The 13,904-nt window shown below is 70.5% G+C and carries 13 protein-coding genes; 12 read left to right on the top strand and 1 reads right to left on the bottom strand.

All coding sequences use genetic code 11. The annotated features are described in order from the left end of the window. Positions 1-25: 25 nt before the first annotated feature. The 10 genes from ACLJQZ_RS03135 (at position 26) to ACLJQZ_RS03090 (ending at position 9,774) form a co-directional block, all read left to right on the top strand. Positions 26-1,324 (top strand): ABC transporter substrate-binding protein, encoded by a 1,299-nt coding sequence (locus ACLJQZ_RS03135; RefSeq protein ID WP_410618445.1) that lies wholly within the window; start codon positions 26-28, stop codon positions 1,322-1,324. Then, positions 1,321-2,217: a carbohydrate ABC transporter permease gene (locus ACLJQZ_RS03130; RefSeq protein WP_410618444.1), complete on the top strand. Its 897-nt coding sequence runs from the start codon at positions 1,321-1,323 to the stop codon at positions 2,215-2,217. The genes ACLJQZ_RS03135 and ACLJQZ_RS03130 overlap by 4 nt, the downstream gene beginning before the upstream one ends. Next, positions 2,214-3,029, top strand: coding sequence for a carbohydrate ABC transporter permease (locus ACLJQZ_RS03125; RefSeq protein ID WP_326944637.1), 816 nt, complete (start codon positions 2,214-2,216; stop codon positions 3,027-3,029). The genes ACLJQZ_RS03130 and ACLJQZ_RS03125 overlap by 4 nt, the downstream gene beginning before the upstream one ends. 55 nt (positions 3,030-3,084) lie before the next feature. Next, entirely contained in the window at positions 3,085-3,567 is a 483-nt protein-coding gene (locus ACLJQZ_RS03120; RefSeq protein ID WP_410618443.1) for a DUF4190 domain-containing protein, read from the top strand. Between the two features lie 169 nt (positions 3,568-3,736). Beyond that, positions 3,737-5,461, top strand: coding sequence for a TIGR03767 family metallophosphoesterase (locus ACLJQZ_RS03115; protein WP_410618442.1), 1,725 nt, complete (start codon positions 3,737-3,739; stop codon positions 5,459-5,461). A 58-nt stretch (positions 5,462-5,519) separates the two neighbouring features. After that, positions 5,520-5,921 carry a PaaI family thioesterase gene (locus ACLJQZ_RS03110; RefSeq protein ID WP_328612665.1) on the top strand — a complete coding sequence of 134 codons (402 nt, stop codon included), beginning with the start codon at positions 5,520-5,522 and terminating at the stop codon, positions 5,919-5,921. Positions 5,922-5,992: 71 nt separating this feature from the next. Next, complete coding sequence (locus ACLJQZ_RS03105) at positions 5,993-7,246, top strand: peptidase C39 family protein (protein WP_410618441.1); 1,254 nt, start codon at positions 5,993-5,995, stop codon at positions 7,244-7,246. A 228-nt stretch (positions 7,247-7,474) separates the two neighbouring features. Continuing rightward, positions 7,475-8,572, top strand: a complete 1,098-nt coding sequence (locus tag ACLJQZ_RS03100; RefSeq protein WP_410618440.1) for an S-(hydroxymethyl)mycothiol dehydrogenase — start codon at positions 7,475-7,477, stop codon at positions 8,570-8,572. Positions 8,573-8,637: 65 nt separating this feature from the next. After that, positions 8,638-9,201 carry a gamma-glutamylcyclotransferase family protein gene (locus ACLJQZ_RS03095; protein WP_410618438.1) on the top strand — a complete coding sequence of 188 codons (564 nt, stop codon included), beginning with the start codon at positions 8,638-8,640 and terminating at the stop codon, positions 9,199-9,201. 126 nt (positions 9,202-9,327) lie between these two features. After that, positions 9,328-9,774, top strand: a complete 447-nt coding sequence (locus ACLJQZ_RS03090; RefSeq protein WP_410618437.1) for a hypothetical protein — start codon at positions 9,328-9,330, stop codon at positions 9,772-9,774. 39 nt (positions 9,775-9,813) lie between these two features. Here ACLJQZ_RS03090 and ACLJQZ_RS03085 read toward each other — a convergent pair whose 3' ends face one another. Further along, positions 9,814-11,433 (bottom strand): FAD-binding oxidoreductase, encoded by a 1,620-nt coding sequence (locus ACLJQZ_RS03085; RefSeq protein ID WP_410618435.1) that lies wholly within the window; start codon positions 11,431-11,433, stop codon positions 9,814-9,816. Positions 11,434-11,530: 97 nt separating this feature from the next. On the opposite strand from ACLJQZ_RS03085, the gene ACLJQZ_RS03080 reads away from it, so the two are divergent. Together ACLJQZ_RS03080 and ACLJQZ_RS03075 are read left to right on the top strand one after the other, a co-directional pair. After that, the gene (locus tag ACLJQZ_RS03080) at positions 11,531-12,094 is read left to right on the top strand and encodes a TetR/AcrR family transcriptional regulator (RefSeq protein WP_247063704.1); all 564 of its coding nucleotides are present in this window, start codon (positions 11,531-11,533) and stop codon (positions 12,092-12,094) included. Next, positions 12,091-13,632, top strand: coding sequence for a glycerol-3-phosphate dehydrogenase/oxidase (locus ACLJQZ_RS03075; protein WP_410618433.1), 1,542 nt, complete (start codon positions 12,091-12,093; stop codon positions 13,630-13,632). The genes ACLJQZ_RS03080 and ACLJQZ_RS03075 overlap by 4 nt, the downstream gene beginning before the upstream one ends. Positions 13,633-13,904: the final 272 nt, after the last annotated feature.

The following is a 13,904-nucleotide window of genomic DNA, read 5'->3' as shown; positions in this document are numbered from 1 at the left end:
GGCCATACACGGAGGAGTGCTGGGGATGCAGCGGAACAGGCGGGGTTTCCTCGCGCTCGCGGGAGCGGGTGCGGTGGGCGCGCTGGCGGCGGCCTGCGGGTCCAACACCGGGCGGCAGGGTGAACCGCCGCCGTCGACGGCCTACTCGGCGGGACCGCCGCCGTCCGACGCGCCGAAGGTCGGCCTGCAGCAGTGGTACCACGCGTACGGCGAGGACGGCGTCCAGGAAGCCGTCAAGCGGTACGCCGCGACCTACCCCGGCGCCGCCGTCACGGTGCAGTGGAACCCCGGCGACTACGACTCGAAGATCGTCACCGCGCTGCAGAACAGCAAGGTGCCGGACGTCTTCGAGGCGCAGGTGAAGATCGACTGGGTGCGGCAGAACCAGGTCGTCGCGCTCGACGACGTCATCGGGCCGGTGAAGGGCGACTTCAGCCCGGCCGTGCTGGCCGCGCAGACCGTCGAGGGCAAGGTCTACGGCATCCCGCAGGCCACCGACACGCAGGTGCTCTTCTACCGCAAGAGCCTGCTGCAGGCGGCCGGCGTGCAGCCGCCGCAGACCGTCGACGAGCTGATCGACGCGGCGTCGAAGCTCACGAAGGACGGCGTGAAGGGCTTCTTCGCGGGCAACGACGGCGGCGTCGGCGTGCTCACCGGCCCGCTGCTGTGGTCGGCCGGCCTCGACTACCTGAAGAACGGCAACCGCGAGGTCGGCTTCGACGACCCGCGCGCGGCGACCGCGCTCGCGAAGCTGCACACGCTCAACACCAACGGCTCGCTGCTGCTCGGCGCGCCCGCCGACTGGTCGGACCCGGGCGCGTTCATCGACGGGCTGACCGCGATGCAGTGGACCGGGCTGTGGAACGTGCCGAAGATCCGCGACGCGTTCGACGACGACTTCGGCGTGCTGCCGTTCCCCAAGCTCGACGGCAGCGGCGCGCCGTCGGTGCCGGTCGGCGCGTACGGCGCGATGATCAACGCCAAGAGCGCGCACGTCGCCGAGGCGAAGGCGTTCGTCAAGTGGCTGTGGGTCGACCAGACGCAGGACCAGCTGGAGTTCGCGACGAAGTTCGGCTTCCACGTCCCGGCACGGCAGAGCCTGATCGACCGCGCGGACAGCCTCAAGTCCGGCCCGGCCGCCGACGCCGCTCGCTTCGTCAAGGAAAACAGCCACCTGGTCGGCGGTCCGGTGTGGACTCAGCAGGCGAACACGGCGCTGTCCGACGCGGTCGCGAAGATCGCGAAGGAGGGGGCGGACCCGGCCGCGCAGGTCAAGACGGCGGTCGGGGTCGCGCAGGCCGAGCTCAAGCGCCTCTTCGGATGAGGGGGCGGGACACCCGCGCGTTCTGGCTGTTCGTCGGGCCGTTCCTGCTGGGGCTGGCGGTGTTCGCGTACCTGCCGATCGGCTGGAGCGCGTACCTGTCGTTCTTCGACGCGCGCAACACCGTCACGCCGACGCGGTTCGTCGGGCTGGACAACTACGGGCACATGCTCACCGACGAGCCGTTCCTGTCCAGCCTCGGCACGTTCAGCGTGTTCGCGCTGTTCATCGTGCCACTGACGTTCGTGCTGTCGCTGGCGCTCGCGCTGGGCGTCAACCAGCTGCGGTTCGCGCGCGCGTTCTTCCGGTCGGTGTTCTTCCTGCCGTTCGCGTGCTCGTACGTCGTGGCGTCGCTGATCTGGAAGACGTCGCTGTTCTCCGGTGTCCGGTACGGCCTGGCGAACACGGTGCTGTCGTTGTTCGGCGCCGACCCGGTGGCCTGGACGGGCACGGTCCACCCGCCGCTGTACTGGATCGTGCTGGTGACGGCGCGGCTGTGGCTGCAGCTCGGGTTCTACATGATCCTGTTCATCGCGGCGCTGCAGCGGATCCCGGTCCACCTGTACGAAGCGGCGTGGCTCGACGGCGCGAAGCCGGGCTGGCAGGTGTTCCGGTACGTCACGCTGCCCCAGCTGCGCGCGACGGCGGTGGCGGTGCTGCTGCTGAACCTGATCAACGCGTACCAGGCGTTCGACGAGTTCTACAACATCATGGGCGACGCCCGCGGCTACCCGCCGTTCGCGCGGCCACCGTTGGTCTACCTGTATTACACCTCTCTGGGCTCGGGCGGCCAGGACCTGGGCCGCGGCAGCGCGGGCGCGGTGATCCTGGCGCTGATCATCGCCATGGTGACGCTGCTGCAGGGCCGCGTCCTGCGGTTCGGACGTGCGACATGAGGGCGTTCCTCCGCTGGACGGCGCTCATCATCGCGGCCGTGCTGTTCCTGCTGCCGTTCTACCTGCTGCTGCGCAACGGCCTGGCCTCGCGCGCGGAGATCACCGCTCCACAGTGGACGTTCTTTCCGTCCACAGTGCACTGGGAGAACTTCGCCAAGCTCTTCGCCTCGGACGACGTCCCCTTCGCGAGGAGCTTGCTGAACTCGGCGATCGTGGCGGTGCTGCAGACAGTCGGCCTGCTCGTGCTGTGTTCCCTGGCGGGCTACGGCCTGGCGCGCATCCCGTACCGGCACTCCGGGATCGTGTTCTACGCGGTGCTGGCGACGCTGATGATCCCGACGTCGGTGACGTTCGTGCCGAGCTTCGTGGTGGTCTCGACGCTGGGCTGGCTGTCGGACTTCCGCGGCCTGGTGATCCCGGGCTTGTTCAGCGCGTTCAGCGTCTTCCTGTTCCGGCAGTACTTCCTGGACTTCCCCCGCGAGCTGGAGGAGGCGGGCCGGGTGGACGGCCTCACCCGCTGGGGCGTGTTCTGGCGCATCGTGGTCCCGAACTCCCGCGGCTTCTTCGCGGCGATCGCGGTGATCACGGTCATCGGCAGCTGGAACGCGTTCCTGTGGCCGCTGATCATCGCCCAGTCCCCGGATTCGTGGACGGTCCAGGTAGCGCTGTCGGGCCTGCTGACGGCCCAGAACCCGCAATTGAACCTGCTGTTCCTGGCGGCGGCGGTGTCGATCCTGCCGATCGTGCTGCTGTTCGCGTTCCTGCAGCGGTACCTGGTGCAGGGGGTGACGGAGTCGGGCCTGAAGGGCTGAGTAACAACCGGGGTCACCGGAACGACTTCGGGTTACTGACAGAAGTGGGTGCGGCGTGACCAATTTCGACTCCTACCAGCAGCCCGACCCGGCCGAGCCGACGTGGCAGCAGTACCCGCCCTCCATGCCGACGCCGGCCCCGCCGGCGGCGATGCAGCCTTATTACGGGACGCAGCCGTACCCGGTCCAGCCCTACGCGGCGCAGGCCTACCCGTCGCAGCCCTACCCCGCCCAGCCCTACGCGATGGCGGCGTACCCGATGCTGCGCACGAGCGGCATGGCGGTGGCGGGCATGGTCGTCGGCATCCTGGCGCTGATCGGCTTCTGGGTCCCGTTCGCGGACCTGCTGCTCGGTTTCCTGGCGATCGGCCTGTCCTGGGCCGGCATCGTCCAGGGTGGCCGGCCCGGCTACACCGGCAAGGGCATGGCGATCGCGGGCCTGATCTGCGGAATCATCGGCGTGATCCCGGCACTGATCGTGATGCTGTTCTTCTTCGGCCTGTTCGCGGCCGCCGGAGCGTGTGGCATCGCCTGCTGAGCGGCAGGGCCAGCGGCGGAAATGACCACGACCTTCGGCGGTACACCCCACCCAGCCGCCGTGACATGGTGAACCCAAGTGTCACGGTGAATGTTTTTCATGTTCACCGTGTGGTCAACGTCGTCCGGCACGGTGCTGGGCAACCGAGATACCTGGGGAGCGAGACACCATGGCCGAACTCACGCGGCGCACCTTCGCCACCGCCGGCGCCGCCGGTCTCGGGCTGCTGCTCTGCACGCCCACCGCGAACGCGCTCGACCGCGCGCTGCGGCTCACCTCCACCCGCTCCGTCAGCACCGCCGGGACGACCCTCGAGCAGGTCGCGACCGGCGGCGGCACCGCGACCTACTCCCGGCTGAGCGCCGGCCCCGGCTGGCCGCTGGTCGTCCGCGGTGATCTCGCCGCCCCGCAGGCCGGGCGCGACGATCGGCGCCGCGCGCTCAGCGCGTTCGTGCAGTTCACCGACCTGCACATCACCGACACCGAAAGCCCCGCGCGCTTCGAGTACCTGCACCCCTACATCGGCTCCGCGCACCGGCCGCAGGAAGCGCTCGGCACCGTCGCGACGAGCGCGCTCGTCGAACGCGTCAACAGCGTGCGGCAAGGCCCGTTCACCGGACGGCCGTTCGACCTCATGGTCACCACCGGCGACAACACCGACAACCACGAGCTGATCGAGCTCGACTGGTTCCTCAAGGTCCTCAACGGCGGCAGCGTGACGCCGAACTCCGGCGCCACGAACGCCTACGAAGGCGTCCAGAACTCGGGCAACAGCACGTTCTGGAACCCGGCCATCCCGGGCGGCGACGCCTACTCCGCCAAGGGCTTCCCGCAGCTGCCCGGCCTGCTCGAAGCGGGCATCGGGACGTTCACCGCGCCGGGCCTCGACGTCCCGTGGTTCTGCACCTTCGGCAACCACGACGACAGCATCGTCGGGTCGCTGCCGGCCCAGATCCCCGGCATCGACGCCTGGTACACCGGCAAGTACAAGGTGATCGGCAAGGACGAGAGCACCGCGAAGAAGCTCGCCGCGGCCATCAAGAAGCCCGGCTCGAGCGTGCCCGTCGCCGAACTGTTCGGCGGCGGCGGCACGATCCGCGAGATCACGCCGGACGCGCGTCGCCGCCCGTTCACCACCGGCGAGTTCGTGCGCGCGCACCTGGACACCGCCAACACCGGCCCCGGCCCGGCCGGGCACGGCTTCGGCGGCGACAACGCCGACGGCAAGGCCGTCTACTACACGTTCCGGATCGCGCCGGGCATCACCGGCATCAGCCTCGACACGACGACCGACGCCGGGTTCGCCGACGGCTCGATCGGCCTCGCGCAGTACAGCTGGGTCGAGTCGACGCTCAAGCGCGGCAGCTCGGCGTACTACGACTTCTTCGGCCGCAAGGTCACCCACAGCGTCACCGACGAGCTGTTCCTGCTGTTCAGCCACCACACCAGCGGCTCGATGGGCAACCTGCTGCCGGACTCGCGCCACCTGCTCGACCCGCGCCTCGACGGCAACGCGTTCGTCGCGCTGCTCAAGCGCTTCCCGAACGTGCTGGCCTGGGTCAACGGCCACACGCACCGCAACAAGATCACCGCGCACGCCGGCGGCACCCCGAAGCAGAGCTTCTGGGAGATCAACACCGCGTCGCACGTCGACTTCCCGCAGCAGGCCCGCATCGTCGAGGTCGCGGACAACGCCGACGGCACGTTGTCGCTGTTCACGACGCTGATCGAGGCGGAAGCACCGTACGCCGTCGACTACGACGCCCGGACCCCGCAAGCGCTTGCGTCCCTGTACCGCGAGCTGTCGTACAACGACATCCACGTCGACCTCGGCCGCGTCGGCTCGGATGCGGATCACAACACGGAACTGCTGCTCGTCCACCCGCTGAGCTGACGCGCGTTACCCGAGAGGTAATCGACCAGTGGCGCCGGCGTCCGGCAAGCTGCGGGGCATGACCGATCCCGAGGGCACGCAGCTCTTCCACCGCTCCATGCCGTTCTCCGAACGCCTCGGCGTCGAGGTCCTGGAGCACGGGCCCGCGCTCGTGCGCAGCCGGCTGAAGTGGGACGAGAGCCTCTGCACGCTCGGCGGCGCGCTGCACGGCGGCGCGCTCATGGCGCTGGCCGACTCGACCGGCGCCGTGTGCGCGTTCCTCAACCTGCCCGAGGGCGCGCAGGGCACGACGACCGTCGAGTCGAAGACGAACTTCCTGCGCGCGGTGCGTTCGGGCTACGCGACTGCGTCGTCCAGACCACTGCACGCGGGCCGCAAGTTCGTCGTGGTGGAGACGGAGATCCACGACGACGACGGCAAGTTGGTCGCGAAAGTGACACAGACCCAGGCCGTCCTCTAGGTACCTGTTTACATACCCGGCCGGACCGGCGAAAATCCCTGGCTACTGGGTGGGTCGAGCAAGGAGCCGGGATGCGGGTACGCAGTTTGTTCGCCATATTGTCCGCCGTGATGGTGACGGCGCAGGTCGCCGAGGCCGCGCCCGGCCGGCCGGGCGACGACGAGTCGATCGACTACCACGAGTGGGCCGGCGGCCGCCTGCACGAGGGCAGCTTCGCCGGGCTCGCGCTGACCCGCGACGGCCTGCGCATCACGCGTCCGATCGGCACGATCGAGCACACCGAGCCGGAGCTGGGCACGACGAAGACGTACGAATACGGCCAGTGGACGTCCCCGTCGTACCGCCAGGGCTTCGGCGCGACGCAGCTGGTCTCGTCCTGGAACGCGCAGACGCCGGCGAAGACCTGGCTGCAGGTCGAGGCGCAGGGCAAGACGACGGCGGGCGCGGAGACCGGCTGGTACGTGATGGGCCGCTGGGCCAGCGGCGACGCCGACATCCTGCGCACCAGCGTCGACGGCCAGGACGACGCGAACGCCCTGGTCGACGTCGACACGCTGGTCACGAAGGCCGGCGTCACGCTCAAGTCGTACAAGCTGCGGATCAGCCTCTACCGCGAGGCGGGCTCGCACGCGACGCCGTCGGTGACGTCGCTGGGCGCGATGACCTCGGCGGTGCCGAGCCGCTTCGACGTCCAGACGACGAAGCCGGGCCGCGCGAGCGGGATCGAGCTGAAGGTGCCGGCGTACGCGCAGAACCTCCACAAGGGACAGTTCCCGCAGTACGGCGGGGGCGGCGAGGCGTGGTGCAGCCCGACGTCGACGGAGATGGTGGCCGAGTACTGGGGCAAGAAGCCGTCGGCGGCGGAGATGTCGTGGATCCCGTCGGACTACGTCGACCCGTCGGTGGCGTTCGCGGCGCGCTACACCTACGACCACGCGTACGACGGCACGGGCAACTGGCCGTTCAACACGGCGTACGCGGCGTCGCGCGGGCTGCGCGGGCACATCACCCGGCTGCACTCGCTGAACGAGCTGGAGAACTACATCGTCCGCGGCATCCCGGTGATCACGTCCCAGTCGTTCCTGGCCTCCGAGCTGGACGGCGCGGGTTACGGCACGTCGGGCCACATCATGGTGGTGGTCGGCTTCACCAAGGACGGCGACGTGATCGTCAACGACCCGGCGTCGAGCAGCAACGACCGGGTGCGCAACGTGTACAAGCGGGACCAGTTCGAGAAGATCTGGCAGCGCACGCAGCGCTACCGCGCGGACGGAACCGTAGCGGGCGGCCCGGGCGGGATCGCGTACATCATCACGCCCGCCTGAACCCCGACGTGTCGTGAGGGGCACCCTCAGGGACGTTATGTCCCTCAGGGTGCCCCTCACGACTTTCCGTGCCGACCTGGCCGGACCGGCGTTGGGTGGCGTCGCTGTTGCGTAGGGTGCAACATTGTGCGTCCTCCGCACCGACTCTCACTCATGCGGATGTCGCCATCTGCGCATGATCCGTGGCAAGCTGCGGACGAACCAGCAGTGCAGCCGGAAGGTGGATACATGCCGTACGAGGTCCAGGGGGTCGTTTCGCGGGCGAAGGGCGAGCCGGTCTCGCTGGAGACGGTTCTGGTGCCCGATCCCGGGCCCGGCGAGGCCGTCGTCAACGTCCAGGCCTGCGGGGTCTGCCACACCGACCTGCACTACCGCGAAGGCGGGATCAACGACGACTTCCCGTTCCTGCTCGGCCACGAAGCCGCGGGCGTCGTCGAGGCCGTCGGGGACGGCGTCACCGACCTCGAACCCGGCGACTACGTCATCCTCAACTGGCGCGCGGTCTGCGGCACCTGCCGGGCCTGCAAGCGCGGCAAGCCGTGGTACTGCTTCTCGACGTTCAACGCCACCCAGCCGATGACGCTCGCCGACGGCACCAAGCTGTCGGCCGCGCTCGGCGTCGGCGCGTTCCTCGAGAAGACGCTCGTCCACAGCGGACAGTGCACGAAGGTCAGCCGCGACGCCGAACCGGCCGTGGCCGGGCTGCTCGGCTGCGGGGTGATGGCCGGGCTCGGCGCGGCGATCAACACCGGCGCCGTCACCCGGGGTGACTCGGTCGCGGTCATCGGCTGCGGCGGCGTCGGCGACGCGGCCATCGCGGGCGCGAAGCTGGCCGGTGCCACCACGATCGTCGCGATCGACATGGACGACCGGAAGCTGGAGTGGGCCAAGGACTTCGGCGCCACCCACACCGTCAACAGCCGCGGGCTGAGCGAAGAAGCCGTCGTCGAAGCCATGCAGGACGCCACCAACAGCTTCGGCCCGGACGTCGTGATCGACGCCGTCGGCCGGCCGGAGACCTGGCGCCAGGCGTTCTACGGCCGCGACCTCGCGGGCACCGTCGTGCTCGTCGGCGTGCCGACGCCGGAGATGCGTCTCGACGACCTGCCGCTGATCGACTTCTTCTCGCGCGGCGGCTCGCTCAAGTCGTCCTGGTACGGCGACTGCCTGCCGAGCCGCGACTTCCCGATGCTGGTGGACCTCTACCTGCAGGGCCGGCTGCCGCTGGACAAGTTCGTCACCGAGCGGATCGGCGTCGACGGTGTGGAGCAGGCCTTCGAGCGCATGCACCACGGCGACGTCCTGCGTAGCGTGGTGACGTTCTGACGCTCTTCGTCGACGAGGACTACCCGGCCGACCCCTACCCGGGGACCCGGCCGGGCTTCTCCTTCGTGCACACCGACGGCGCCGGCTACCCGCTGGACACGGCGCCGGACGGCTGGCGGGAACGCCAGGCCGTGCTGGCGTACGGCTCCAACGCGAACCCGTCGAAGATCAGCTGGATGCGCGCCGAGCTGGGCCTGCGAGGCCCGGTCGTCGTCGCGCACGCCCGGTGCGACGGCCTCGCCGCGGTCTGGGCGTCCGGCCTGCGCTACCGCGACGGCCAGCGCCCGGCGACGCTCACCGCGCTGCCGGGCATCGAGGAGCACGCCGTCTGGTTCGTGACACCGGACCAGCTCGCGGTGCTGGACGTCTGCGAGGGCCGCGGCAACCGCTACCACCTGGTCCGGCTGACCGACCCGGACATCACGCTCGAGGACGGCAGCAAGGTCACCGACGTCCTGGCCTACATCGGCGCGATGCCGATCCGCTTCCCGTTGCTGGTCGACGGCAAGCCCGTCCGCACCGCCGACGTCCCGCAGGCGCAGGCCGTCGAGCTGCGGGGTGAGGAAGCGGCCGGCCCGGGCGTCGCGTGCGAGGTCGTCGAGCCGCCGGACGGGCGCACCTTCCCCTAATTAGGGCGGATGCTCCCGAAACCGACGGGACGACCGGGCCGGAAGGGAATGGCCCGCGACGTACAATCACGGTGAGGGCGAAGCGCCCGGCCGAGATTCCGGCACCGGTGTGAGGGAGGGGCCAGGATGTTCGGTCGGAAGAAGAAGCTCAACGGTCTGAACGATCTGATGGCGCAGCTCAGGCCCGACCTGAGTCGGGAATCGCTCGGCGTCGGGCCCGACTTCCCGGGCGTCGCACCGAACCCATTCCTGAGCGGTGATGCGGGGAAGCGCAATGCGGAACTGCGGATGGGGGCGCTCGCGCTCGGCGTTCTCGTCGACTGGCGGGAGGTCAACAGCAATCCACGCGTGGTCCTGATGTTCGACGTGGAGACCGCCGACGGCCTCTCGTTCCGCGGTATCGCAGACGAAGTCCTCACGATCACCGAGCTCACCCGGCTCACCCCGGGGCAGACGTTGCCCGTGCGCTACCGGCCGGCCGTCATGGACCACTACGTCGCCCTGGCCCGGGACGCGGACCCCGCCCGTGTGCGGCAGCTCTCCGACGAGATCGCGAGCCGCAAGCGGACTTGACACCTGCACGAGTGCGGCATCAACGCTTTCAGCCACGTCCTAGATCAGCTTCCCGGGGTTCAGGATCCCGGTCGGGTCCACCGCGGACTTCGCCGCGCGCAGCACCTCGACGCCGAGCTTGCCGATCTCCGCGCTCAGGTACGGCGCGTGGTCGACGCCGACGGCGTGGTGGTGCGAAATCGTGCCCAGGCCACTGATCGCCTCGCACGCAGCGGCTTTCGCGCGCTGCCACTGCCCGACCGGGTCGGCCTGGTCGCGCGCGGTCAGCACCGTGAAGTACAGCGACGCGCCCGTCTCGTACGCGTGCGAGATGTGGCACATGACGATCGCGCGGCCCAGCGACGCCGTGAGCGCCGCGCGGACGTCGTCGCGCAGTTCGTCCACAGTGGACCAGTACGTCGCCGTCTCCAGCGTCTCGACGCACACGCCGCGGTCCATCAGGACGTCGCGCTGGCGCGGGCCGCCGAACCGGCCGTGCCGCCAGGACTCGCCGAGCGCCTTGCCGACGCGCTCCGCGCCGAGCGCCTTCAGCCGGCGCGTGGTCTCGCGGCGCCGGACCGCGACGTCGTGCGCGGTGCCTTCCCAGCCGACGATGAGGAAGCACGGCCGCCGCACCCCGCGCGCGGCCAGGTACTTGCGCAGCGCCGTCGTCTTGAGCCCGGCGTTCAGCGCGAGCGAGACCTCGGTCTCGTCCACATCGGACAGCCGGGTGACGTCGGCGAGCACGTGGTTCTGGGCGAGGTCGCGGACCGCCGCCGCGCCGGCTTCCCAGCCGGGCAGCGCGTAACCCTCGTACCGCTTGACCGGCGGCGCCGGCCGGACGCGCAGCGAGACCTCCGTGATGACGCCGAGCGCGCCTTCGCTGCCGACGGCGAGCTGGCGCAGGTCCGGCCCGGCCGCGGACGCCGGGGCGACGCCGAGCTTCCACTCGCCGCGCGGGGTGGCCAGCCGGACGCCCGTGACCATGTCTTCGAACCGGCCGTAGCCGGACGACGCCTGGCCGGCCGAGCGCGTCGCCGCGAAGCCGCCGATCGTGGCGCGCTCGAACGACTGCGGGATGTGCCCGAGCGTCAGGCCGCGCTCGCCGAGCAGCCGCTCGGCTTCCGGCCCGCGGACGCCGGCCTGCAGCACGGCGATGCGCGATTCGGTGTCGACCGACACCAGCGCGTCGAGCCGCACGAGGTCGAGCGCGATCACGGACGTCTTCTCGCCACTGAGCGCCGCGACCCCACCGACCACAGAGGTCCCGCCGCCGAACGGGACAACTCCGACATCGTGCCGCACGCAGACCTCGAGCACCGCCTGGACCTCGTCCGGCCCGGCAGGCAGCACGACCGCGTCCGGCACCGGGAAGTCCGCTGCGGACGACCGCCGGCGCAAGAGATCCAGGTAGGACAGCCCGGTGGCCCGCGCGAGCCGCGCCGCGTCGTCGACCAGCACGTTCGCGGTTCCGACGGCCTCCGACAGCGCTTCCACTACAGACTCGGCCAAACTTGACGACGGTATTTTCACCGTCAATTCGGCCACCGGTGCAGCGCCGGGAGCCACTTGGCCTATACGCTGTTCAAGCCACTTCGCCGCCCGCGCGGGCAGCTGGGCGGCGTCGGCGGCTTCCGCGGTCCAGGACTGACGGAGACGGTGGTCAATCAGCTCGTTCACGACTACAGTGTGACATATGGACGTGAAACGTCACACCACGCAGACCGCGGGATCTTCCGCGCTCGCGGACACCCGTAACCGGCAGACGGCGACGCGAGTGGCCGATGACGTGCTGCTCGACGCCGCGCGCACGTGCGTGCTGGCCGTCGGTGTGCGCCGCACCACACTCGCCGAAATCGCCCGCACCGCCCGCGTCAGCCGGATGACGGTCTACCGCCGCTTTCCGGACGTGCGCAGCGTGCTCGCCGCGTTGATGACGCGCGAGTTCAGCGGCTTGCTGCGCACGGCGAGCGAACGCGGCGCCGAGGCGGCGGACAGCCGTGAGCGGCTCGTGCTCATCGCCTCGGCCGGCATCCGCGCGCTGTCGAACGACCCGCTGTTCCGCACGCTGCTCGACGTCGACCCCGAGCTGGTGCTGCCGTACATCGTGGAGCGGCTCGGCGCGACCCAGCGGTTCGCCGAGCAGGTGCTGCACCAGCTGCTGGAAGCCGGCCACCAGGACGGCTCGGTCCGGCGCGCGCCGGTCGCGGCACAGGCCCGGTCGGTGCTGCTGCTGGTCCAGTCCTTCGCGTTCTCGCTGCGGCCGGCCACGATGGACCTCGACCCGGCCGCGCTGATGGCGGAGTTCACCCACGTGCTCGACGCGGCCTTGAAACCATGACGTCCGGTTCGCTCAACGCGCGGCGCCGCGAACGCGAGCTCGCGGAACTGGCGTCGGGCGAGCGCGTCGACGTCATCGTGGTCGGCGGCGGCGTCACGGGCGCCGGGATCGCGCTCGACGCCGCGTCCCGTGGTTTGTCGGTGGCACTCGTCGAGGCGCACGACCTCGCCTTCGGGACGTCACGCTGGTCGTCGAAGCTCGTCCACGGCGGGCTGCGGTACCTGGCGCACGGCGAACTGGGCTTGGCGCACGAGAGCGCGGTCGAGCGCGGCGTCATGATGACGCGCACGGCGCCGCACCTCACACGTGCGATGCCGCAGCTGTTCCCGTTGTACCCCAGCACATCCCGGGCGCAGCAGGCGCTGGTCTCGGCGGGCTTGCGCGCGGGCGCCGGCCTCCGCCGAGCCGCGCGCACGCCGTCGTCGGTGCTGCCGCGCCCACGCACGATCCCGGCCGCCGAAGCCTTGGCCCTGGCGCCTGGGTTGTCCCCTTCCGGCTTGCGCGGAGCCTTGCTGGCCTACGACGGCGCGTTGGTCGACGACGCCCGCCTGGTGGTTTCCCTGGCCCGAACAGCCGCGACGTTCGGCGCCCGCATCCTCACCCGCCTGTCGGCGCTCTCGGTGACGGCCGACCGCGTCCGCGTCCGCGACGGCGTTTCGGGCGACGAGCTGGACCTGGTCGCCCGCCAGGTGATCAACGCGACGGGCGTCTGGGCCGGGACGTTGACCGGCTCGGTCCGCCTGCGGCCGTCGCGCGGTTCGCACCTGGTGCTCGCGCCGGGGACGGTCCCGATGGGCACGACGTCGATCAACATCGGCGTGCCGGGCGAGACCAACCGGTTCGTTTTCCTGCTCCCCCAACCGGACGGCCGCGTCTACTTGGGACTGACGGACGAGCCCGTTTCGGGCCCGTTACCTGACGTACCAGTGGTTCCCGAGTCCGATGTGGACTTCCTGCTGTCGCTGGCGTCGTCGGTCCTGTCGCGCCCGCTGACCCGCGACGACATCGCGGGCTCGTACGCCGGCCTGCGCCCGCTGATCGAGGGCACGGGCGGCCGATCGGCGGACCTGTCCCGGAAACACGCGGTGCTGGCTGGTTCCGACGGCCTGCTGACGGTGGTGGGCGGCAAGCTCACGACCTACCGGCGCATGGCGGAAGACGCGGTCGACGCCGCGGTGCGGCTGGCCGGGCTTTCGGCGTCCCCTTGCCGGACGGCTCGACTTCCGTTGCTGGGCGCGACCTGCCGCGAGGATCTGTCCCTTGTGGACGCCCCGGCCCGCCTGGTGGCCAAGTACGGCACGGAGGCCCCCCGGGTGGCGGCGCTGGGCGAGCTGGACGCGGAGTTCGCGGCACCGGTGTCCCCGGGCACGGAGATCACGGCGGCGGAGATCGTCTGGGCGGTCCGCAACGAGGGCGCTTTGGACATCGAGGACGTCTTGGAACGCCGGACGCGCTTGGCCTTGGTCCCGGCGGATGCCGCCGCGGCGACCCCGAGAGTGGCCGAGCTGGTCGACAAAGCACTGGCCGGCCTGGCCTGAGTCCGAGGCGGCACTTTCACGTGAAAGTGCCGCCTGGTGGGCGGAGAGCACTCGACCCGACGCCCGCCGGACTCCGGCTGCCAGCTGCTGATGGCGGTTTCAGGACGTTGAACGTCCCAAAACCTCCATCGTCAGAAGCAGCCATCCGCGAACGATCGCACCGACCCTCCGACGCGCCCATGACAACACCGCGGCCGCGGACCAGGTCGACAAGCCCCCGCCAGCCTTGCCCCAAGCGGCACTTTCACGTGAAAGCACCGCTCGAATCCAGC

Source organism: Amycolatopsis sp. cmx-8-4 (genome assembly GCF_046548675.1).
Lineage (GTDB): Bacteria > Actinomycetota > Actinomycetes > Mycobacteriales > Pseudonocardiaceae > Amycolatopsis.
The sequence above is the reverse complement of the archived record's forward strand: the minus strand, read 5'-3'. Positions and strand labels throughout refer to the sequence as shown.

What these genes read in the sequence shown, in the direction of transcription:
- ACLJQZ_RS03135 (WP_410618445.1), top strand. Translation starts at nt 26, where the DNA reads ATGCAGCGGAACAGGCGGGGTTTCCTCGCGCTCGCGGGAGCGGGTGCG.
- ACLJQZ_RS03130 (WP_410618444.1), top strand. Translation starts at nt 1,321, where the DNA reads ATGAGGGGGCGGGACACCCGCGCGTTCTGGCTGTTCGTCGGGCCGTTC.
- ACLJQZ_RS03125 (WP_326944637.1), top strand. Translation starts at nt 2,214, where the DNA reads ATGAGGGCGTTCCTCCGCTGGACGGCGCTCATCATCGCGGCCGTGCTG.
- ACLJQZ_RS03115 (WP_410618442.1), top strand. Translation starts at nt 3,737, where the DNA reads ATGGCCGAACTCACGCGGCGCACCTTCGCCACCGCCGGCGCCGCCGGT.
- ACLJQZ_RS03110 (WP_328612665.1), top strand. Translation starts at nt 5,520, where the DNA reads ATGACCGATCCCGAGGGCACGCAGCTCTTCCACCGCTCCATGCCGTTC.
- ACLJQZ_RS03105 (WP_410618441.1), top strand. Translation starts at nt 5,993, where the DNA reads ATGCGGGTACGCAGTTTGTTCGCCATATTGTCCGCCGTGATGGTGACG.
- ACLJQZ_RS03100 (WP_410618440.1), top strand. Translation starts at nt 7,475, where the DNA reads ATGCCGTACGAGGTCCAGGGGGTCGTTTCGCGGGCGAAGGGCGAGCCG.
- ACLJQZ_RS03090 (WP_410618437.1), top strand. Translation starts at nt 9,328, where the DNA reads ATGTTCGGTCGGAAGAAGAAGCTCAACGGTCTGAACGATCTGATGGCG.
- ACLJQZ_RS03075 (WP_410618433.1), top strand. Translation starts at nt 12,091, where the DNA reads ATGACGTCCGGTTCGCTCAACGCGCGGCGCCGCGAACGCGAGCTCGCG.